This is a genomic window from Sphingopyxis sp. J-6, from assembly GCF_046603995.1.
In the GTDB taxonomy this organism is placed as follows: domain Bacteria; phylum Pseudomonadota; class Alphaproteobacteria; order Sphingomonadales; family Sphingomonadaceae; genus Sphingopyxis.
This window is the reverse complement of sequence record NZ_CP145810.1, coordinates 3,954,449-3,975,940: the sequence shown is the minus strand read 5'-3', so window position 1 is coordinate 3,975,940 and position 21,492 is coordinate 3,954,449. Positions and strand designations below refer to the sequence as shown.

The following is a 21,492-nucleotide window of genomic DNA, read 5'->3' as shown; positions in this document are numbered from 1 at the left end:
TGATACAGTGCCTTTCCGGCGCAACGCCGCGCGCTGGCAATCACTTGCCTCGCGTCTTCAAGAGGATGCCCATGTCCCGTTTTCCCCGCCTTGCTATCGCCCTCGCGCTTTCGACCTCGCTCGTCGCCGCGGGGCCCGCGCTCGCCAAATCGAAAGCCGCCGCGCCGGCGCCGATCGCCGACCTCGTGAAGGCGGTCGATATTCCCTATCAGAGCTTCACGCTCGACAACGGCCTCCGGGTCATCGTGCACGAGGACAGGAAGGCGCCCGTCGTCGCGGTGTCGGTGTGGTACCGCGTCGGGTCGAAGCACGAGCCGAAGGGCAAAACGGGCTTTGCGCACCTGTTCGAGCATCTGATGTTCAACGGGTCGGAAAATGCGCCCGGCGATTTCTTCGAGCCGCTGCAACAGGTCGGTGCGACCGACAGCAACGGGACGACCAACGTCGACCGCACCAATTATTTCGAAACGGTGCCGACCGGTGCGCTCGACCGTGCGCTGTTCCTCGAAAGCGACCGCATGGGGCATCTGCTCGGCGCGGTGACGCAGGAAAAGCTCGATAACCAGCGCGGCGTTGTCCAGAACGAAAAGCGGCAGGGCGACAACAATCCCTATGGCCTGCTGCGCTACGAGATTTTCGAGAATCTCTTTCCGACCGGCCATCCCTATCATCACAGCACGATCGGTTCGATGGCCGACCTCGACGCGGCGAGCCTCGCCGATGTGAAGAAGTGGTTCACCGACAATTACGGCCCGAACAATGCGGTACTTGTGCTCGCCGGCGACGTCGATCTCGCCACAGCAAAGGCCAAGGTCCAGGAATGGTTCGGCGACATCCCCCGCGGTCCGGCGGTGCAGGCGCCGAAGACGTCGGTTCCCAGCCTGCCCGCCCCGCTCGCCAAGGAGGTCAAGGACCTCATCCCGACGACGCGCCTCTATCGCATGTGGGCGATCCCGGGGCTCAACGATCCCGAGGCGGTGCAACTGCAGATGGCGATGGGCGTGCTCGGTGGCCTGTCGTCGTCGCGGCTCGACAATGCGCTGGTTCGCAAGGACCCGGTTGCGGTTGCCGTCGCCGCTTATGCGCAGTCGTTCGAGGATGCGGGCATCCTGATCGTCCAGGCCGACGTCAAGGATGGCGTCGACCCGGTACATGTCGCAAAGCGGCTCGATGAGGAAATCGCCGCCTATCTCGCGAGCGGCCCGACCGCCGACGAGTTGCAGCGGACGGCCGCCAGCTATCTCGGCGGCACGATTTCGGGGCTCGAGGCGGTCGGCGGGTTCGGCGGCAAGGCGGTGACGCTGGCCGAGGGCGCGCTCTATTCGAACGATCCCGCTTACTACAAGGTAGAGCTCGACCGGATGGCGAAGGCGACCCCCGAACAGGTGAAGGCGGTCGCGAACAAATGGCTGTCGCGTCCGGCCTTTTCGCTGACCTACACCCCCGGCGAACGCACCGAGGGCGGCGAGGCGCGCGGCGGCGCGGTCACGGCAGGGAAGGTTGCCGGTGCGATCGAGCCCGATCGTTACTGGAATGCTGCGCTCGACGATGTCGGCCCCGACACCGGAATCGGCGATGCGACGTCGATCGCTGACCGCTCGCAACTGCCTGCGGTTGCCGAACTTAAGGCGCTCGATTTCCCGGCGATCGAACGCACCAAGCTCAAGAACGGTATCGAGGTGGTCTTTGCGCGCCGCGCGACGGTGCCGACGGTCAATGTCGCGGTGAGCTTCGACGCCGGCTATGCCGCCGATCCGCATAATGCCCTCGGCACCCAGTCGCTGATGCTCAGCTTGATGGACGAGGGCACGACCAGCCTCGATTCGATCGCCTTCGCCGAAGCGAAGGAGCGGCTCGGCGCGCAGATCGACGGATCGGCGAACGCCGACGAAACGGTGTTCAGCCTGTTCGCGCTGAAGCCGAACCTCGGCGCCTCGCTGAGCCTGCTCGCGGATTATATCCGCAATCCGGCGTTCGACGCGAAGGAACTGGAGCGCGTTCGCGCGCAGCAGCTCAACCGGCTGAAGGCCGAGATGAACAATCCGAACGCGATCGCCTCGCGGGTGCTCATGCCGGTGCTGTACGGCGCAGATCATCCCTATGGCATCCCGCCGTCGGGGCTCGGCGATGCGAAGTCGGTGGCAGCCGCGACCCGCGACCAGCTTGCGGCTTTTCATTCGACATGGGTCCGTCCCGACACGGCGCGGATCTTCGTCGTCGGCGACACGACGCTCGCCGAGGTGAAGAAGCAGCTCGATGCGAGCTTCGGGGCGTGGAAGGCGCCGGCGACGGCGAAGCCGGTCAAGCATTTCGACATTGCGATCCCGGCGCCGAAGCCGCGTATCCTGCTGTTCGACCGCCCCAAGTCGCCGCAGTCGGTGATCCTCGCCGGCAAGGTGCTCGACGCCAAGGGCGGCGACAAACTCGAGGTGCTGCAATCGGCGAACGATATCTTCGGCGGCAACTTCCTGTCGCGCTTCAACACCAATTTGCGCGAGACCAAGGGCTGGTCCTACGGTGTACGCAGCCGCATCTCGGGCGAGCAGGACCGCGTGAACTGGGTGGCGGCAGCGCCGGTGCAGGCCGACCGCACCGGCGATTCGATCCGCGAGCTGCAAAAGGACCTCAAAAGCTTCCTCGGCGACAAGGGCGTGACGAAGGAGGAACTCGAGCGCACGATCAACGGCAGCGTCCGCGAACTGCCCGGCAGCTTCGAAACCTCGGGCGACGTGCTCGGCGGCCTCCGCGCGATCGTCAAATACGGACGCGCCGACGATTATTACGAGACTTTGCCCGCGACCTATGAAGCGATGACTGCGGCCGAGATCGACGCCGCGGCGCGCAAGGCGCTCAGCACCGACGATCTTGTTTATGTCGTCGTCGGCGATGCCGCCGTGGTCAAACCGCAGCTTGACGGATTGGGTCTGGCGGTGGAAACGGTGCCTCCAGCTAATTAACATTTGTTTCAGTAGGAGAGATAGGATGGCGCAAGTTGACGGCAGCTACGATTGCGTGACCAAGTCGCCGATGGGCGACCAGAAGTCGGTGTTCACGGTGAGCAGCGATGGCGACAGCTTCACCGGCCAGAATGCCGGCGCGATGGGTTCGCTCGATGTCGAGAACGGCAAGGTCGACGGCAACAAGCTGACCTGGACGATGAACATGAAGGTGCCGATGCCGATGACGCTCGAATGCGAAGCGACGATCGACGGCGACGCGCTGACCGGCACGATCAAGGCGGGCGCGTTCGGTTCGATGGCGATGACCGGCACCCGCCAGAGCTGATTGCCGGAGCGAATTTGAAACAGGGCCGTCCCGCCATGTGCGGGGCGGCCTTTTTTCCGTCCGTCGCATGGCCTGACGGTGCGAGGTTGCTAGCGACTTTGGGGTGGGAAGCGGACGCGATTAATTGGCGGACTGATTGGGCGATCGGAACACTCGAAAGCTGCAATAGCCGTTCATCTTGTAGAACTTAAAGCCGGTATCTCCAATCTCGATCCCGGGACCGCTGCTGAACGCCTCGTAGGGCCAAACAAGCTCGGCCAGACTTGCAAGGCGATTGATTTGGGGCATATCTCCCGATTGAGCCGGCTCAAAGCGGTTAAGAAGCGATCGTGCCAAGGTGCGCGTCTCGGGCGCACCTGAACAGCGCTTTTCAATGATTGGGAAACGGACTTCGTAGTATCGGATTACGCCCGCTTTATCCGAACCCAAAAGCGCATAACCGCGCCGCTCATTAAGCTGAAAATCGAAAACCTTTATCTTGAGCTTAAATAGGTCTCCATCTGATTCTGTGCTGACCGGTGCATCCCATCCTTGACCAAACGACGAGGTATATTTTAGTGCCGCCTCTTCGTTGACGAATAGGCCGGCCGAACGCTCCTCCGCTGTGGCGTAGCCCCACCCTGAAATCATAATAGCGACGATTAAGCCTGTACCTCGAATTAGCCTAACCATAACCACACCTGTCCTTGTCAGGAATTCTTGCAAGCTTCTGACAATGTTTGGGCGCGTCCGCAATCGGTCGAAAGCGGACATCTTCATCGCTCACCATACAGCTTTGTCTTTTTCATTGAATAGCATTGCCAATCGATACCGGAGGCATGCGGGGGCTATCCAAAGCAGCAGCATAGGCGCATAGCGCCGCTGCATGCACAAAATGACTCAGTCCTCGCAGCGGTCGGGTCTCCCGGGCGACCGTGAAATGGTGTTCATGATGGCGATGGTCATGGCGCTCAACGCGCTCGCCATCGATGCGATGCTGCCCGCGCTGCCCGCAATCGGCGCGACGCTCGGGGTGACTGTCGCCAACGATCGCCAGTTCGTCATTTCGATCTACCTGCTCGGTACCGCGATAGGCTCGCTGGTCTACGGCCCGCTCGCCGACCGCTTCGGCCGCAAGGGCGTGCTCGTCCCGGCGCTCGTCGCCTATACGGTCTTCGCGATCGGTTGCGGTCTTGCGACCAGCTTTCCGATGCTGCTCGCGCTGCGTTTCGCGCACGGGATGGTCAGCGCCGCGCTGGGGGTGATCGTCGTTGCGGTGATTCGCGACCTGTTCGCGGGCGATGCCATGGCGAAGCGTCTGTCGCTGATCTTTCTCGTCTTCATGATCGTCCCGATCATCGCGCCGACGATCGGCGCCGGGGTCGCGGCAATCGCCGGCTGGCGCTGGATATTCCTCGTGCTTGCGGTGATGGGCGTCGTCATGCTCGTCTGGCTGCGCCGCTTGCCCGAGACGCTGACGGCCGAGGATGTGCGCCCGCTCGACTGGCGGACGCTGGTCGCCGGCTGGGCGACGGTGACCCGCCACCGGCGCGCCGCGGGCTATATGATCGCCGCCGGTGTGATGCAGGGCGCCTTGTTCGGCTACCTCAACAGCAGCGAGCAGATCATTGCCGAGGTGTTCGGCTCGCGGGCGCTTTTCCCGCTCGTCTTTGCCTGCGTCGCGATCGGCATCGCGATCGCCAATTTCTCCAACGCTGCGATCGTCGAGCGTTTCGGTGCGCGGCGGGTGTCGCAGACGGCGGTGTTCGCCTTTATGGCGACCTCGATCGCCCAGATCGCCGCGGCGCTGAGCGGGGTCGAGACACTCGCGATGTTCACGGGGCTGATGATGGTCAATGTCGGCCTGATCGGCTTCATCGGCAGCAACTTCGGTTCGATCGCGATGGAGGATTTCGGGCATATGGCAGGCGTCGCATCGTCGTATCAGAGCTTTGCCAAGACGTTGCTCGCCGCGACCGCAGGCGCGCTGATCGGCCAGCAATATGACGGTTCGACGCTTCCGCTCGCCTATGCCTTCTTTGGCTGTGCGCTTGCCGGCCTGCTGCTGGTGCTGTGGGCCGAACGCGGCAAGCTGTTTACCCGACCGGGAACTGCGCCGAAAAGCCCCTACTAACCAACGAAAAGGGCCGCCGCAGCGGGTGCTGCGACGGCCCTGATCTTTTCCGGACCCCGTCCTTATTCGTGGATCGGGGCGGTGGGTTCGAGATCATCCTCATGCAGTTCGACGATGCCGCGGCCGAGATGGCTGCGGCTGCGGCTGTACGCGAAATAGATCAGGAGGCCGAGCGCGCCCCAGAGCGGGAGTACGAGCATCGCGTCGAGCGGCAGGTTGAAGAAGAGGAAGACCGTGCCGGCGATGGTGAGCGGTCCGACCAGCCACAGTGCCGGGGTCCGGAACGCGCGCGGCGCGTCGGCGGCGGTCTTGCGCAGGATCATCACCGCGATGGCGACCATCATGAACGCATAGAGCGTGCCGGCATTGGCGATGTCGGCGAGCTTGCCAACCGGCAGGAAGGCGGCGGCGAAAGCGACGACTACGCCGGTGACCGCGGTGATCACATGCGGCGTCTTCCACTTCGGATGTACCTTGCTCCACGATTCGGGCAGCAGGCCGTCGCGGCTCATCACGAAGGCGATACGGGTCTGGCCGAACAGCAGGATCAGGATAACCGACGGCAGCGCGACGAAGGCGGCGATGCCGAGCATGTTGCCGACGCCCGACCAGCCGATCTGACGCAGCACATGCGCCAGCGCTTCGTTCGAGCAGACGAGCGGCAAATTATCCTCGGCAAAGGTCGCGCACTGGCGTGCCAGTTCTTCGGACCCGGCGGGGAAGGGGATGCCGTTCGGGCCCATGATCGGCTGGCCGCCGATCGTGCCGACCGCGCCTGCGGCGACGAGAATGTAGAAAACGGTACAGAACAGCAGCGACCCGATCAGCCCGATCGGAACGTTGCGCTGCGGATTCTTGGTTTCCTCGGCGGCGGTCGAAACCGCGTCGAAGCCGACATAGGCGAAGAAGATCGTCGCTGCGGCGCCGATCGCGCCGATGCCCGAGCCGAAGCCGCCGAAGACGCCGGCGGGCAGGAAGGGGTTGAACTTGTCGGCCGAGAATTGATCGCTCGGCAGCGTCAGCAGGATGAAGGCCGAGAGCGCGGTGACCTTGATCGTCACGAGGACCGCGTTGAACCGCGCGCTTTCGGTGGTGCCGATCATCAGCAGCCAGGTCATCAGCAGTGCGATGACGACGGCGGGCAGGTTGATGAAACCGCCCTCGATTCCGCCGAGCGCCAGCGGCGCGCCGGCGAGGAAGGAGGGCAATTGTATCCCGAGGAACTGGTTTAATATGGTCCCTGTAAAATAGCCGGACCAGCCGACCGACACCGCCGACGCGGCGACCGCATATTCGAGGACCAGCGCCCAGCCGACGGTCCAGGCGAGAATCTCGCCCATCGTCGAATAGGTGTAGGTGTATGCGGACCCGGCGACCGGGATCATCGCCGCGATTTCGGCATAGCAGAGCGCGGCGACGACGCAGATCAGCCCGGCGATGGCAAAAGCGAGCATCAAGCCGGGGCCGGCCTTTTGCGCGCCGGCAGCGGTCAGCACGAAGATGCCGGTGCCGATGACGCAGCCGATGCCGAACAACATCAGCTGAAAGGCGCCCAATGTACGAGGAAGTGACTTCTTTTCCGCGGCCGCCAATATGGCGGCAAGCGGTTTAACGCGTCCAAATATCATGTGTTTATCCCCTTGTGGGCGTCCCTGGACCGGCGCCCCTCTCCTGACCGCTCAGACTAGCCGCTCGCCCGGACAGCGCAACTTAATTTCGCTAGGCCTATCGTGCCTATCGCACCGTGAAGCGGACGCGGTCGATCGTGCGTCCGCCGGGATCGACGAGGGTCAGGATATGGATGCCGGGGCGCGGCAGGATTTGTAGTCCGGTATCGGCGTCGCCCGCGGGCTTTTTGTCGAGGATCAGCCGGTAACCGGCGGCCGCGCCGCTGACGGTGACTGCCAGCCGTTGCCGGTCGATCGGGATATCGGGGTCGAGTGCATAGACGCTGCCGCTGAGCGGACTGGTGATGCGCGGGCGGCGCGCCACCTCTGGCGCGGCGGCCATTTCCGCCTGCGCGGTACCGCGGAGGAAATATTCGCGGCGCGGCGGTTCGCGGGTGCCGGGAAGGCTGATCTGGCGCGCTTCGACGGTGGCGGGCATCGTTGGCGGCTTTCCCGGCCGGTCGGCGTGGAGCGCGAGCATGACGTCGCGCCATACCGGCGCGGCGCCCGAGGTGCCCGATACGGCGCGCATCGAATCGCCCTCGAGATTGCCGACCCAGACCGCGACGGTGAAGCGGTCGGACCAGCCGATGCACCAATTGTCGCGCATGCCCTTCGACGTGCCGGTCTTCGCCGCGGCCCAGAAGGGGAGGCGCAGCGCGCTGTCGGCGCCGAAGGCGTCGGCGCGCGCGGTTGCGTCGGCGAGGATGTCGCCGACGATGAAGGCGGCGGCGGGGCTGACGATGGGGCGCTCGTCCTGCGGCGCTTTGCCGGGCGTAAAATGCACCGGCGACCAGCGCCCCGCGTTCGCGAAGGTGCGGAAGGCGTTGGCTTGTTCGACGAGTGAAACTTCCGCCGATCCTAGCGCCAGACTGAAGCCGTAATATTCGCCGTCCTCGACGAGGCCGTGGTAGCCGAGCGCCCAGAGGCGGTCGCGGAACTCCTGGACGTCGTCGATGACGAGAGTGCGCACCGCGGGGACGTTCAGCGAGGAAGCGAGCGCGTTGCGGACGCTGACCGGCCCCTTGAAGCTGCGGTCGTAATTCTTGGGAACGTAAAGCCCTGAAGCAGTGTCGAGCTGAACCGGGCTGTCGTCGAGGATCGATGCGGCGGTGAGCCAGCCATGTTCGATCACCTGCGCATAGAGATGCGGTTTCAGCGTCGAGCCGGCCTGCCGCCGCGCGTTGGCGCCGTCGACTGCCGCCGCGGTCGATTTGAGGCCGACGCCGCCAACGTAAGCGAGGACGTCGCCGGTGGCATTGTCGAGCACGACGACCGCGCCGTCGCGGACCCGGTCGGAGCCGAGACCGGCAAGCTGGCGGCGCAGAGCGACGATCGCCGCCGTCTGGATCCGGCGGTCGATCGTTGTCGTGACGCGCTTGCCGGGTTTGTCGAGCAGGCGGACGGCGAGGTGCGGAGCGAGCGCCGGGTCGAACTGCGCGGCGCGCTCGCCCGAGACGAGCGTCGCCGCCGCGGCGCGGATCGCGGTGCAATCCTTTGCCTTGGCGGCGCGGCAGGCGCGGCGGCCGAGCGCCTCGGCGCCCGCGGCGGGATTGGGCAGCAGCCCGGCGAACAGCGCGGCGTCGGTGCGCGTCATGTCGGCGGGGCGCTTGCCGAACAGGCTGCGCGCACCGGCGTCGATGCCCTGCGCCTCACCGCGCAAGGGGACGAGGTTGAAATAGGCCTCGAGCATCTGGTCGTGCGTCCAGCCCGACGCGAGCGCCTGTCCGGCCCGCATCTGGCGGATCTTGGTGCGCCAGTCGCGCTTGCCGGGCTGCGCGAGGCTCGGGTCGAGGAAGGCGGCAAGCTGCATCGGCAGGGTCGAGGCGCCGCGCGAACGGTCGCCGGTCCCCCCTCTCATCAGGCGTGCGCGAACCGCACTCGCCACGGCGAGCCAGTCGACGCCGCCGTGCGACCAGAAGCGGCGGTCCTCGCTCTGCACCACTGCATCGCGGACGGCGGGGCTGATGTCCTTCAGCGGCACCCACGCGAGGCGGCGGCGTTCGAAGTTGACGCGCTCGCTGTCGAGCAGGCGGCCGTCGCGGTCGTAGAGCCACGCTTCGCTGGGCTGCCAGTTCGCGCGGACGTCGGCATAGTCGGGCATCGGCGGCGGGCGGGTGAGGAGATGGGCGATGGTGACGAGGATCAGCGCGGCAAGCGCAAGCCAGGCGAAGGCGTCGAACCATCGGTGTTTGCGTGGAGAATGCCCGCTACCCTGAACCTGCCCAACCAACCTCGTCATGCTGAACTTGTTTCAGCATCCACGGCCGGACGTCTCTTTCAACGCCGCGCGGGTCGCGAGGACAGGCCATGGACCCTGAAACAAGTTCAGGGTGACGAAATCTGGATATTCGGGGTTCCCCGTGATTCCCGTGCGTGTCGAGCGAAGTCGAGGCGCGCCAAGGGCGTGCGCCGCCGATGGGCATCTCGACTTCGCTCGACGCAAATGGACAATGAGGGGGCGTCTATTCATTACGACCCGACGTTCGCCACCGTGACCGGGGCGTTCGGCCACTGGCCGCGGATCGCGGGCGAGTACATCGCCTCGACGCGGGTCGGCGGCAGCGAGAAGCGGCCCGATCCGTTGAGCCGCACGACATATTCGACCGCGTGGGTGCCGGCGGGCATCCAGCCGAAATAGCCGCGCCAGCTATCCTTGCCGCGTTCGACATAGCTCGGCTGCGCGCCCGATCCGCCCGCCTGCTCGGCGAGCATTTCGGACTGGCCGCCAAGGTTGCCGACGATCGTCGCGCCCGGCGGGACCGGATCGTTGATGACGACCCATGTCCGCCCGGCGGCAGCAACGACCTCGATGCGGATCTTCACCACGTCGCCGCGCGTCAGCCGGTCCTTGTTCGCGGCCTTGACGATGCTCATCGAGCGCTTGATCCGGTAGCCGGCGTTGAGCGGCTCCTTGAGTGGCACCGCGGCCTTGACGCTGACCGTGGCCCACGGCGCGCCGGTGCCTTCATGGCTGAGGCTCATCGTCGCCGCGGCGAGCGCGACACGCAGCGGCGAGGGCGTCTCGGCCGGAAGCGGCCAGCTTTGCGACGCGCTGTTCCCTGCGAGCGCGATATTGGTGACGCCGGTGATCGCGCTCGCCGGATAGAGTTCGGCGAAGCGGCGGACGGTGGTGGCGCCCCATGCGTTGGCGGGGGTGGTGTCCCAATGGCCCTTGCGCTGGCGCTGCGCCACGCCGACCATCAGCTTGCCGGCGTCGTCTTCCCAGCCCTTGCGGCCGAGCACGGCTTCGAGCGCCTTGATCGCCATTTCGTCGCCGCTGGTCATCATCCACCAGGGCGCGCGTGCGTCGTCGACAAGGTCGAGGCGGGTGCCTTCGTAGACGAGCCGCTTGCGAAGCTCCGCTTCGGCCGCGGTGCGCAGCCCCGCAGCGTTCCGCACGCCCGGCGTCTTTTCGAGCGCGACCAGCCAGTCGGCGAGCGTGCCCGTCGCCATATCGACCGGCGCGACGTCGATCGCCGCCACCAATTGCGGGCTGGCGGCATTGTTGCGCGCGAGCGCGGCGAGCGCCGCGATGCGGACCGGCCGGATGTCATAGGGGCCATAGCCCTTGCGCGTCAGCCGCCCGTCGACGACCGCCTGCAGCGCCTTGATCATCTTCGCCTTCGATGCTTCGGGGATGGCGTAGCCGTTCGCCGCGGTGATCGCGAGGACATAGGCGGTGAGCTCGGCCGACCCTTCGAGCCGGTCGTTCGGCCAGTAACGCAGCAATCCGTCGTCATCGAGATAGGTCGGCATCGCCTCCGCGAGCGCCTGCCAGCGGCCGATATCGCCGAGCGCGATGGCGCGCGACGTCGACTGTTCGAAGCAGTTGTAGGGATAGATCGCCATATAGTCGCGCACCCCCGACAGCGGTGGCGCGAGCGTGCCCGCGAGCGCGACGTCGACATAGCCTCCGGGCAGGGCGCCCGCCGGGATGGCGATCGGCAGCGTCGTTGCCGGACCGACGCGGAACAGGCTGGCGGCCCAGGTTTCAACGGGCACCGCAGGTTCGACGACCTGCTGCGCAACGAGGCGGTCGCGCTGCTTACCGTTCTTCGACACTGCCTCGACGGTCCATTCGATCGGTCCTGTCTGCTCCGGCGCGGTCATCGACCAGCTGATCGGCACTGCGCCGCCCGCCGGGATGGTGACGGTCAGCGGCGGTGCGGTCGCGACCGCGGGCGACAGCGTTGCGTTGGCGGTGACCGTCATCGCCTGATCGGTGCCGTTGCGCAGCGTGAAGCGCGCGTCATAGGTGTCGCCGGTGCGGACGAGTTCGGGCATTCCGGCGAAGACCGACAGATCCTGCACGGTGCGCACGCTGGTCGACCCGGTACCGAAATATTGCGAACCGTCGGTGGCGATCGCGACGAGGCGGAAGCCCGAGAGATTGTCGGACAGCGGCACATCGACGAGCGCGCGGCCCTTGCTGTCGAGCGGCACATTGCCTTTCCACAGCAGGACGGGGCGGAAATCCTCGCGGGTCAGTCCCGAAAGGTCGCCGCCACCGCCGCCGCCGGGTTCGAGCGCCTTGCGGCCATAATGGCGCTTGCCGACCACCTGCATCTGCGCCGTCGAGGTCAGCACGTCGAGCGTCCGTTCGCCCATCATCGCGTCGAGAACGTCCCAGCTTTCGTTCGGGGCAAGCTGGAGCAGCGCCTCGTCGACCGCGGCGAAGGCGACGTCGGCGTTGGCGGGTGCCTTGCCGTTCGGGGTCTTGACCTCGATCGCGACCTTTGCGGTTTCGCGGACGGCGTATTTTTCCTTGTCGGCCTTGACCTTGACGCCGAGCTGATGGCCTTCCCAGCCGACCTTGATCCGTGCAACGCCCATCCGGTAGCTCGGCTTGGCGAGGTCGACGAGTGCGGTCGGCGGAGCGCCTTCGCTATTCTCGATCTTGAAGCCGGCGGCGCGTTTCAACTTGCGGAACCAGCTTTCGCCGCCGGTCACGCGTCCGCGCACCGCCATTACCGAGACATAGACATCGGGGGCGTAAGTGGCGGGCAGCTTGACCTTGACCACCGGATTGGTGCCTTTGAGCGGCACGACGAAGCTCGACAGCACGCCCTCGCGCTCGACGGTGACGAGCGCGGTCGCTTCGCGGAAGGGCATGCGGACCTGGAAGCTGGCGGTGTCGCCCGCGGCGTAGCGCGGCTGTTCGGCGATGACGTCCATGCGGTCGCCATTGTCGCCGCCGAACCACCAGTCGTCGTCGCCGGCGAGCCACACCGAACGCACCGCGCGTGCTTCGTTGCCGTCGGCATCGACGGTCGTTGCGACCACGGTCACCTCGCCCGAAACGCCGGGCGCCATCGCGCAGCTTGCGCGGCCGAGCTTGTCGGTCGTCGCCGCGCAATTTGCGGCGAGCTTGGTCGTCCGCATCTGGTTGTCATAGGCGTAGAAGCCGCCGATCAGGCGCCGCCGCGCGGTGATGATCTCGCGGTTGTAGACCACGACCTGGACGCGCTGGCTGCGGATCGGCTTGCCGTCGAGGTCGAGCGCGATGAAATTGAGCCGGAGGTCGTTGTCGCGCATCAACCAGCCGTCGGTCTTGAGGCCGAGGCGGACGGCGGACGGGAAGAGGGTGATGCGGCGGCTGGCGGTCAGCGTTTCGCCATTGGCATCCTCATAGTCCATTTCGACCGCCATCTGGGTCGGTTCGGTGATCGGCTGGTCGACCGCGACATTTGCCGTCGCGGCGCCATTGGCGTCGAGCAGCAGCGGCACCGAGCGCGCGAGCGGCATTTCGGCACTGGGTTCGTCGCCGCTGTCGTCGAGCTGGACGGTGCCTTCCTTGACCGGCTGGCCGTCGAAATCCCAGTCCTTGTAATCCTCGGGCGGCGACCAGCTCGGGCGGAAATTGGTGCGCAGTTCGACCGGCAGGCTCGCGGCAGGGCCGCCGGAGAGATAGCCGACGAACAGCGATAGCGGCACTGCGGTGGGGCGCACCGGCGCCATTTTGGGTCCGGTCACCGTCGCCTTCATCGTCGGCAGGCGATATTCGTCGACCTTGACCGACTGGTTCGACCAGATCGTCTTGTCCTCGCCATCCTTGTCCTTGGTGACGAAAACGAGCTCATAATCGCCCATCGGCGCCGAGGCGGGGACGTTCCATGTCGTTTCGCCGCTGCCGGTCGCCGCAATGCTGAACGGCATTTCGAATTCGGTGTCCGAGCCGCGGTGGACGAGGCGGAGCTTGCCCGTCAGCGCTTCGGGCGTCTTGAAGCCGGTGCCGACCGGGCGGCGGAGCAGATGCTTCATATGGACGGTCTCGCCCGCCTTGACGAGCGCGCGGTCGAAGACGGTGTGGAGGATGTCCTCGCGGTCCGACCAACCGTAAGGAAGGTCGAAGTCATAGGGGCGGATGCCATTGCCCCAGTCGGTGAGGGTGAAGCTGAAATCGTCGCCGGCGCGCGCCGTGACCATCAGCGCATGGCCCTCGCTGCTGTTCGGATCGGGATCGTCCTCGCAGCTCGAATAGGTTTCGGGCTGCGGCAGCCCGTTCGGGAAAGCGAGGCGGCCCGACTTGTCGGCGGTGCCGCGCGCGAGCAGGCGGCCGGTGCAGCTATCCGAAACGCGGATTTCGGCGCCCGCGACGGGGAGGCCGGTGTCCAGCGAGGTGACCCAGGCGAGCGAGCTTTCGCGGCCCCATTTGAAATGCACCGCCATGTTGGTGACGAGCGCCGCGGTCGCGACATAGCGCGTCGCCTTGCGCCCGAGCAGCGCGGCGCCGAGTTCGGGGCTGGCGATCTCGACAACGTGGAAACCCTTTTCGGTGAGCGGGATACCGACAACTTCGAACTCCTTGCCGCCCGCCGGGGGCGAGAGCTGGAGGTCGCGGCGCTCGCCGCCCGCCGGGGCATCCTCGAACACCGATTTGGTGCCGGTGAAGTTGACCGTGACCTCCTTGCCGGTCCGGTCCTTTTCCTCGCGATAATCGGTGTCGTCGGCGTCGTCGACGCGCTTAAGCCAGCGCGCGATCGCGGCATCGTCGTCGCCGACCTTGAGCGCCGTGGCGGGCATTTTGAGGTTCGCCTGCACCAGCGACGATTCGACGCCGCGCACGGTGACCGGCAGCACGCCGCCCTCGCTCGCTTCCAATATGCCGAATTCGGCGGCGAATTTGACCAGCGGCGGGGCGCGGTCGATGTGGAATTTCAGCGGGAAGTTCGTCTGGTTCTGCAGTCTGCGGCCGCTCTGGTCGGTAACATCGGCGGGCAAGGTCAGCGTCGCGTCGACATTCTGCGGCAGCGGGCCGGTGAAGCGGACCTGCGTCAGATACGCATCATTCTTGTCGTCGTCGTCGACCTTGGGCGTCAGCCGCTTGCCGTCGGCGGTGGAAAGCGTCGCGGCGAGCGCAGTGTCGCGCGCGACCGGCGAGGCGAAGCTCAGCGTCACATCCTTGATCGGGTTGCAGCCCGCCTGCGGATTGACGCGGTTGCACGACATCTTGGCGGTGAAGGCGGGGCGGATGTCATAGTCGAAGCGCTGGTCGCGTCCGGCGGTGCGGCTCGGGACGCCGGCCTGACTGATGCGGGCGTCCCAGACGAGCGCCATGTCGCGGCCGGGGGGCAGCGGGCGGCGGCACTTGACCGGCACGACGCGGTCGAGCGCCGCCTCGCGATCGGCGCCCGCGGCGGGGAGGCGCAGCGGCAGCCCGGCGTCATAAGCGAAGGACTGGCGCGACCAGTTGTTGTCGCCGAGCCCGGTCAGGATTTCGGTTGCGGTCTCGCGCGGCAGGACGTCGAGCGGAATCTTCTCTCCGATCCCGTCGACGGCGCAATAGCCGAAGCGGCCGACCGAGGCGCGGTCGGCGGCGACATTGGTCGCGACGAGGAAGATCTGGTCCTCTTCGATCCCGTCGTAGATGCCGCCCGCGAGCACGGCGCGCGCCGACGGGCCGCCGGTGTCGAGCGCGAAGCGATCGTTGCCGCCGACCGACACTCCGCGCGCGGTGGTGAGGTCGGAGCGGAGCTGGACGTGGCAGCTCAGTCCGCCGGGCAGCGGCTTTTCGAATTCGAGCACCCAGGTGCGCGTATCGACCCAGCGGCCATCGGCGGGGAGTTTGCAATCATTGGTCGCGGGGGCCTTGGCGCGCGGATCGCCGAGTGGCACCATGTCTTCGGAAAAGCGCAGCGTGAAGCGGGTGATCGTGCCGTCGCCGGTGCCCGAACTGCCGGGGGTGGCGAGGGTGACCTGCGGGACGGTATCGGCGGCGGCGGTCGCCGCCATCGCGAGGCTCAGGGGGATGATGAGCGCCAGTTTCGCCTTGCCGGCCAGCCGCTCCGCCAGCGCGCGCCATCCCGTTTTCATCGCACCGTCTCCCCGCTTTGACATGCGCGTCTATCCTGCTGGAAACAGGGATAAGAGTCTACCGCGCATCGTGCACGCTTAGTCGTATTCGCGGGCAGCGCTGTGACCGCGATCATAGACAGGCGCGAAAGTCAGCGAACGAGCATCGGCCCGAGCGGCTGTCCGGCGAACAGATGGACGTGGAGATGCGGGACTTCCTGCCCGCTGTGCGGCCCGACGTTGGCGAGCAGGCGGTAGCCGGCGACGACGAGGCCATTGTCGCGTGCGACCGTGCCGACCGCGCGGACGAAGCCCGCAATTTCCGCTTCGCTCGCGCGCTGCGAAAAATCGTCCCAGCTCACATAGGGTCCCTTGGGGATCACGAGGATGTGCAGCGGCGCCTGCGGGTTGATGTCGTGGAAGGCGAGCGCATGCTCGTCTTCATAGACGGTCTTCGACGGCAGTTCGCCGCGCAGGATGCGCGCGAAGATATTATTGTCGTCATAGGGAAGCGTCGCGTCGATCGCCATGAAGGAAACTCCTGTTATTGCGGACGGCTGGCTTTTTCGGCGTGGCCCGAGGTGCCGTGGCGCCGGCCCAACTCGGCGGCGACGTCGCCCCAGGCGATACCGCGGTCGGCGAGCAGCACGGTGAGGTGGAAGATCAGGTCGGCCGCCTCGCCGGTCAGCGCGGCATCGTCCTCGGTGAGCGCGGCGATGATGGTCTCGGTCGCTTCCTCGCCCAGTTTCTGCGCGATCTTGCCACGGCCCTTGGCGGCAAGGCTGGCGACATAGGAGGCGCCCGCATCGTTCGCGGCGAGCCGGTCCTTCACCACCGCTTCGAGCCGCGCCAGCGCCCCGCCGATATCCTGTGCCATGCCCGATCCTTTCGAGAGCGTGCCTAGCGGCGGCGCACGGCCCGGACAAGCGCAACCCGCGCGGCAAGAGTTTACCGCAGCGTAAACCATATCGAAACGCCCGTCGCCTAGTCTCCGGCGCGGGGGCACGGGATCGACTTTATCAAATCGGACTGAGATCATGAAAATGGATGCCACCTCCCTGGCGTTTCTGAGCACCACAGCCGCGGCGATCGCATTTGCCGCGACGCCCGCTGCGGCGCAGACGGGCGATGACGAGATCATCGTCACCGGATCGCGCATCGCGAAGAATGAATTCACCAGCGCCGATCCGATTCAGGTCATCGACCCCGAAACGGCGAAACGGCAGGGGCAGGTCCAGCTTGCCGACGTCCTGCAGTCGACCCCGGCCGCGCAGGGGTCGATCCAGATCACCTCGGCGATCTCGAACCGCTTCGTCGCCAATGGCGGCAACGACGTGCAGACGGTGTCGCTCCGCGGCCTCGGCGCCGAGCGCACGCTGGTGCTGATCAACGGCCGCCGCGCCGGTCCGGCGGGTATCCGCGGGTCGGTCGCGCCCTTCGACCTCAACGTGCTGCCGCTGTCGGTGGCGCGCCAGGTCGAAGTGCTCAAGACCGGCGCGTCGTCGATCTATGGCTCGGATGCGGTCGCGGGCGTGGTCAACATCCTCACCCGCAACGACCTGAACGGCTTCGAGGGCGGCGGCTTTTCGTCGGTCACCGAGCATGGCGGCGGCGAAAGCTATGGCGTCGATGCCAGCTTCGGCAAGACATTCGACCGGGGGCATTTTTTCGCGACAGTCGACTATTTCCGCCAGCAGAACCTCACCCGCCGCGACCGCGGTTTCCTGTTCTGCTCGGAGGAATATCTGAAGCGCGAAGCTGACGGCAGCCGCGCCGACATCGTCGATTTTCGCACCGGGCGCCCCGCGTGCAGCAGCACGCAGGCCAATATGATCGTCTTCAGCGATTTTTCGGGGATCGACGAGAACGGGTTCCCGACCTTCGGCCCCGGGCTGATCGCGCCGAACGGGCAGGCGATCTTCGCGGGCCAATATGGCAATCAATTCGCCGGCGTCGGCATTCCGATCAATACCTACAACCCGATCGGCGTGTTCGGCCCCGCCGATTTCTTCGGGGTCAATTTCGACGGTCCGTCGACCGGCGCGCTCAACCAGTTCGAGCCGGTCGAGCAGAATATGGACGTGTTTTCGGATGTGCGCCGCGTCAGCGCCTTCGTCGAAGGCGCCTATGACGTCACCGACGCGATCACCGCCTATGGCGAATTTCTGTTCAGCAACCGCAAGTCGCACAGCAACGGTTTCCAGCGGATCGAACTCGAACAGTTCACCGGCGCATCGGTGCTGCCCTTTTTCCTCTGCAACCCCGCGGCGAACAACTGCGATCCCACCGACCTGGGCGATCCGTTCAACGGCGAGTTTGCCGGCAACATCATCCTGCGCCCGCGCGTGCTGGTGAAGTCGGAAAGCAGCGCAAACGTCGATTATTACCGCGGCGTGCTCGGCTTGCGCGGCACGCTGGGCGGCGGCTGGAAATGGGATGTGAGCGGCCAGCACAGCCGTTCGGACGCCAGCTATACGCAGGACGTCATCTATCGCGACGCGGTTGCATCGCAGACCTTGCGCACGCGTTCGTGCGCCGGGACCGAGACCGCGATCCGCGGCGTTCCGTGCATCGACATCGATTTCACCGACCCGCGCGTGCTGCGCGGCGATTTCACGCCGGAGGAGCGCGCCTTCCTGACCGGCCGCGAGACGGGCCGCACGCTGTTCAAGCAAACGTCGGCCGAAGCGCTGCTCACCGGCAAGCTGTTCGATCTGCCTGCGGGTGCCGTTAGCACGGCGTTCGGCGCCAATATCCGCCGCGACGAAATCGACGACACGCCCGGCGAAGCGACGCTGGCGGGTAACGTCGCCAATTTCACGACCTCGGGGATTACCGCCGGGCGTACCGTGTCGAAGGAAATCTTCGGCGAGGTCGAAATCCCCTTGCTCGCAGGCGTGCCGATGATCGAGCGGCTGACGCTGTCGGGCGCGGCGCGCTATACGCATGTCGCGGCGACATCGCGCGGCGGGGCGAAAGACAGCTTCAGCGATACGACATGGAAGGTCGGCGCAGACTGGGCCGTGACCGACTGGCTGCGTTTCCGCGGCACATGGGGGACCTCGTTCCGCGCCCCGGCGCTGTTCGAACTCTTCCTTGAGGACCAGACGGGTTTCCTCGGCCAGCAGGACATCGATCCGTGCATCCAGACCGGCGCAAGGCTCGCGGCCGGCGCGATCAGTCAGCGCATTTTCGACAATTGCGCCGCCGCCGGCATCGCACCCGACTATGCGGGCGGGATCGGGCCCGCGACGATCGTGTCGGGGGGCGGCATCGGCCGACTGAAGCCCGAGACCTCGACCGCGAAGACGGTGTCGGTCATCCTGACGCCCGACTTGTCGGGGGCGCTGTGGGGCGGGCTCAAGGCGCGGCTCGCCGTCGACTATTTCGACATCCGGGTGAAGGACGAGATCACCCTGCTCGGCGCGGGCAATATCGTGCGCGGCTGTTATGATTCCGATTTCGCCGACGAACCCTTGTGCGACCTGTTCACGCGCGTCACCGCGGGCCCCGATGCGCAGAGCATTGCGACGGTGACCGACCGCTATGTCAACATCAGCCGCCAGCGCAATCGCGGCGTCGACCTGTCGCTGGCGATCGATCAGGATCTTGGCAATCTCGGCGCGCTGGCGTTCCGCGCGCAGATGACGTGGCAGGTCGAGGACAAGGTCGCGCTGTTCCCCGGCACCGAAATCGATGACAATGGCAAGATCGGCAATCCGAAATGGGTCGGCGATTTCAACCTCGGCTGGACCAAGGGGGGATGGACGCTGTTCTATGGCCTCGACGTCACCGGTGCAGCGTCGAACATGAAAGATCTGCTGCGCGCGCAGGGCGGCGATGCCTGCCGCACGTCGAGCTTCCGGCCGGGCGGCCGCTTCTGTCCCGACGTCAGCGTGCCCGCGACCTTCTATCATTCGCTGTCGCTGAGCCGCGACGTCGCCGAACGCTTCCGGATCACGCTGGGGGTCGCAAACCTGTTCGATACCCCGCCACCGCGCGTCTCGACCGTCGTCGCCGCAACCCCGCCGGTGATCGGCCAGGCGCCTGCGTTCGGGACGCAATATGATTATCTGGGGCGGCGTTTCTTCCTCAGCGTGCGCGGCAAGCTGTAAGCGCACTGGACAAGCCCGCGCTCCTCTGGTGAAGCGCGGGCATGGCCGAGGTCAAACTCCATCCCGACTGGCTCGCCCGTATCGGCGGCGAGTTCGAACAGCCCTATATGGCGGCGCTCAAGCAATTTCTCGCGGACGAGCGGGCAAAGGGCAAGGCGATCTATCCGCGCCCGCGCGACTGGTTTGCCGCGCTCGACGCGACCCCGCCGCACGATGTGCGCGTCGTGATCCTCGGGCAGGATCCCTATCACGGGCCGGGGCAGGCGCACGGCCTGTGCTTTTCGGTCCAGCCGGGGGTGCGCACCCCGCCGAGCCTCGTCAACATCTACAAGGAGATGGAAAGCGACCTCGGCATCGCCCGCGCCCGCCATGGATATCTGAAGCATTGGGCCGAACAGGGCGTGCTGCTGCTCAACAATTGCCTGACCGTCGAGGCGGGACAAGCGGCGTCGCATCAGGGCAAGGGGTGGGAGAAGTTCACCGACGCCGCGGTCGCGGCGGTCGCGGCCGATCCGGCGCCCAAGGTGTTCATCCTGTGGGGCAGCCATGCGCAGAAGAAGGCGGCGAACGTGCCGGGGCTGGGGGCGGGGAGCCCGCACCTGATCCTGCGCGCGCCGCATCCGTCGCCCCTGTCGGCGCACAACGGTTTTTTCGGGTCGCGGCCGTTCAGTCAGGCCAATGCCTTTCTGGAAGCGCATGGGCGCGGCGCGATCGATTGGCGGCTTCCCGACGACCCCGGGCACGCCCCGGGATGAGCATTTTGGCCGACCCGGCGACGCTCGCGGTCCTGATCATCGCGGTGGTTCTGGTCGGCATGGCAAAGGGCGGGCTTGCCGGGGTCGGCGCGCTTGCGACGCCGCTGGTCGCGCTCGTCCTCCCGCCTGCAACCGCGGCGGCGATCCTGCTGCCGATCCTGATCGTGCAGGATGTGATCAGCGTCTGGTCGTTCCGCCATACGTGGGACGGCTGGATCATCGGCTGGATGCTGCCCGGCGCGGCCGCCGGCATTGCGGCCGGCTGGTATTATGCCGAGCGGGTGAACGAGGGGCAGTTGATGATGGCGCTCGGCGCAATCACGCTGGCGTTCGGCGTCTATCGGCTGTGGGTCGAGCGCGGCGGGCGGATCGTCGCGCCGTCGACGTCGCCCGGCTGGGTGGGCACGTTCTTTGGCGGCATCATGGGGCTGACCAGCCAGATCGCGCATGCCGGCGGACCGCCGTTCCAGATGTGGGTCACGCCGCGCAAGCTGCCGCACCTGACCTTCATCGGGACCAGCGCGATCCTGTTCGCGATCGTCAACTGGATGAAGGTGCCCGCCTATCTCGCGCTCGGCGCCTTTCCGCACGAGGTGGTCGTCGCGGCGCTGCTGCTGATGCCGCTTGCGATCGTGTCGACGCTGGTGACGGTGCGCTGGATGAAGCGGATGAACCCCGCGCGTTTCTATGTGCTCATTTATGTTTTGATGGTGCTGCTCGGCGCGAAGCTGCTCTGGGACAGGGTGTCGGCATGAGCGCGATCCGGATATTGGTCGACGCCGACGCCTGCCCGGTGAAGGACGAGGTCTATCGCGTCGCCTGGCGGCACGAGGTCGCGGTGACGATCGTCAGCAACAGCCGGCTGCGTGTCCCCGACCACCCGCTGATCGAGCGGGTCGTCGTCTCCGACGGCTTCGACGCCGCCGACGACTGGATCGCCGAAGCGGCCGACGCGCGGAGCATCGTGATCACGTCGGACATCCTGCTCGCCGACCGGGCGCTGAAGGCCGGTGCGACGGTGCTGGCGCCGACGGGCAAGCCGTTTACGCTCGCTTCGATCGGCCCCGCGATCGCGACGCGCGCGATCATGGCCGACCTGCGCGCCGGGGGCGACCAGATCGGCGGCCCGCCGGCTTTCTCGAAGGCTGATCGCTCGCAATTTTTGCAGGCGCTCGACACCGCGCTGGTCCGGCTGAAACGCCAGGCGTAATTTCTTCCGTTTCTTTTCAGTCGTTTGTGAAATTGTTTCGCGCCAGTGACGG

At 66.2% G+C, this 21,492-nt stretch carries 13 protein-coding genes; 7 read left to right on the top strand and 6 right to left on the bottom strand.

What is annotated here, in order from left to right:
• The first annotated feature begins 71 nt into the window (after nucleotides 1–71).
• A complete protein-coding gene (locus V6U71_RS18875) occupies nucleotides 72–2,957 on the top strand; it encodes a M16 family metallopeptidase (protein ID WP_411339877.1) in 2,886 nt (961 codons plus the stop codon).
• A 25-nt stretch (nucleotides 2,958–2,982) separates the two neighbouring features.
• Nucleotides 2,983–3,285: a hypothetical protein gene (locus V6U71_RS18870; protein ID WP_411339876.1), complete on the top strand. Its 303-nt coding sequence runs from the start codon at nucleotides 2,983–2,985 to the stop codon at nucleotides 3,283–3,285.
• Nucleotides 3,286–3,405: 120 nt separating this feature from the next.
• Here the strand turns inward: V6U71_RS18870 and V6U71_RS18865 are convergent, their stop codons facing one another.
• A complete protein-coding gene (locus tag V6U71_RS18865; protein ID WP_411339875.1) occupies nucleotides 3,406–4,038 on the bottom strand; it encodes a hypothetical protein in 633 nt (210 codons plus the stop codon).
• A gap of 112 nt (nucleotides 4,039–4,150) precedes the next feature.
• Here V6U71_RS18865 and V6U71_RS18860 point away from each other — a divergent pair, with 112 nt between their 5' ends.
• On the top strand, nucleotides 4,151–5,398 hold the full coding sequence (locus V6U71_RS18860) for a multidrug effflux MFS transporter (protein ID WP_411339874.1): 1,248 nt from the start codon (nucleotides 4,151–4,153) through the stop codon (nucleotides 5,396–5,398).
• A gap of 62 nt (nucleotides 5,399–5,460) precedes the next feature.
• Here V6U71_RS18860 and V6U71_RS18855 read toward each other — a convergent pair whose 3' ends face one another.
• The 5 genes from V6U71_RS18855 to V6U71_RS18835 all read right to left on the bottom strand — a co-directional run bounded on the left by V6U71_RS18855 (nucleotide 5,461) and on the right by V6U71_RS18835 (nucleotide 16,225).
• Complete coding sequence (locus V6U71_RS18855) at nucleotides 5,461–7,026, bottom strand: amino acid permease (RefSeq protein ID WP_411339873.1); 1,566 nt, start codon at nucleotides 7,024–7,026, stop codon at nucleotides 5,461–5,463.
• Between the two features lie 106 nt (nucleotides 7,027–7,132).
• Nucleotides 7,133–9,307 (bottom strand): penicillin-binding protein 1C, encoded by a 2,175-nt coding sequence (gene pbpC / locus V6U71_RS18850; RefSeq protein WP_411339872.1) that lies wholly within the window; start codon nucleotides 9,305–9,307, stop codon nucleotides 7,133–7,135.
• 230 nt (nucleotides 9,308–9,537) lie between these two features.
• A complete protein-coding gene (locus V6U71_RS18845) occupies nucleotides 9,538–15,381 on the bottom strand; it encodes an alpha-2-macroglobulin family protein (protein ID WP_411339871.1) in 5,844 nt (1,947 codons plus the stop codon).
• Nucleotides 15,382–15,512: 131 nt separating this feature from the next.
• Nucleotides 15,513–15,890, bottom strand: coding sequence for a histidine triad nucleotide-binding protein (locus V6U71_RS18840; protein ID WP_411339870.1), 378 nt, complete (start codon nucleotides 15,888–15,890; stop codon nucleotides 15,513–15,515).
• A 14-nt stretch (nucleotides 15,891–15,904) separates the two neighbouring features.
• Complete coding sequence (locus tag V6U71_RS18835) at nucleotides 15,905–16,225, bottom strand: phosphoribosyl-ATP diphosphatase (protein ID WP_411342376.1); 321 nt, start codon at nucleotides 16,223–16,225, stop codon at nucleotides 15,905–15,907.
• Nucleotides 16,226–16,403: 178 nt separating this feature from the next.
• Between V6U71_RS18835 and V6U71_RS18830 the strand changes: the two genes are divergently transcribed.
• Genes V6U71_RS18830 through V6U71_RS18815 form a run of 4 tightly spaced genes read left to right on the top strand, consistent with a single transcriptional unit; the run spans nucleotide 16,404 to nucleotide 21,440 of the window.
• Complete coding sequence (locus V6U71_RS18830) at nucleotides 16,404–19,475, top strand: TonB-dependent receptor domain-containing protein (RefSeq protein ID WP_411339869.1); 3,072 nt, start codon at nucleotides 16,404–16,406, stop codon at nucleotides 19,473–19,475.
• Between the two features lie 41 nt (nucleotides 19,476–19,516).
• Nucleotides 19,517–20,230: a uracil-DNA glycosylase gene (ung, locus tag V6U71_RS18825; protein ID WP_411339868.1), complete on the top strand. Its 714-nt coding sequence runs from the start codon at nucleotides 19,517–19,519 to the stop codon at nucleotides 20,228–20,230.
• Nucleotides 20,227–20,985 (top strand): sulfite exporter TauE/SafE family protein, encoded by a 759-nt coding sequence (locus V6U71_RS18820; protein WP_411339867.1) that lies wholly within the window; start codon nucleotides 20,227–20,229, stop codon nucleotides 20,983–20,985. The genes ung and V6U71_RS18820 overlap by 4 nt, the downstream gene beginning before the upstream one ends.
• Nucleotides 20,982–21,440, top strand: coding sequence for a YaiI/YqxD family protein (locus tag V6U71_RS18815; protein WP_054731890.1), 459 nt, complete (start codon nucleotides 20,982–20,984; stop codon nucleotides 21,438–21,440). Before V6U71_RS18820 ends, V6U71_RS18815 begins: the two co-directional genes overlap by 4 nt.
• The last annotated feature ends 52 nt before the right edge of the window (nucleotides 21,441–21,492 follow it).

Bases quoted from the DNA above. Each gene is read 5' to 3' on its own strand.
- V6U71_RS18875 (WP_411339877.1), top strand. From the start codon at position 72: ATGTCCCGTTTTCCCCGCCTTGCTATCGCCCTCGCGCTTTCGACCTCG.
- V6U71_RS18870 (WP_411339876.1), top strand. From the start codon at position 2,983: ATGGCGCAAGTTGACGGCAGCTACGATTGCGTGACCAAGTCGCCGATG.
- V6U71_RS18865 (WP_411339875.1), bottom strand. From the start codon at position 4,038: ATGTCCGCTTTCGACCGATTGCGGACGCGCCCAAACATTGTCAGAAGC.
- V6U71_RS18860 (WP_411339874.1), top strand. From the start codon at position 4,151: ATGCACAAAATGACTCAGTCCTCGCAGCGGTCGGGTCTCCCGGGCGAC.
- V6U71_RS18855 (WP_411339873.1), bottom strand. From the start codon at position 7,026: ATGATATTTGGACGCGTTAAACCGCTTGCCGCCATATTGGCGGCCGCG.
- pbpC (WP_411339872.1), bottom strand. From the start codon at position 9,307: ATGACGAGGTTGGTTGGGCAGGTTCAGGGTAGCGGGCATTCTCCACGC.
- V6U71_RS18845 (WP_411339871.1), bottom strand. From the start codon at position 15,381: ATGAAAACGGGATGGCGCGCGCTGGCGGAGCGGCTGGCCGGCAAGGCG.
- V6U71_RS18840 (WP_411339870.1), bottom strand. From the start codon at position 15,890: ATGGCGATCGACGCGACGCTTCCCTATGACGACAATAATATCTTCGCG.
- V6U71_RS18830 (WP_411339869.1), top strand. From the start codon at position 16,404: ATGGATGCCACCTCCCTGGCGTTTCTGAGCACCACAGCCGCGGCGATC.
- ung (WP_411339868.1), top strand. From the start codon at position 19,517: ATGGCCGAGGTCAAACTCCATCCCGACTGGCTCGCCCGTATCGGCGGC.
- V6U71_RS18820 (WP_411339867.1), top strand. From the start codon at position 20,227: ATGAGCATTTTGGCCGACCCGGCGACGCTCGCGGTCCTGATCATCGCG.
- V6U71_RS18815 (WP_054731890.1), top strand. From the start codon at position 20,982: ATGAGCGCGATCCGGATATTGGTCGACGCCGACGCCTGCCCGGTGAAG.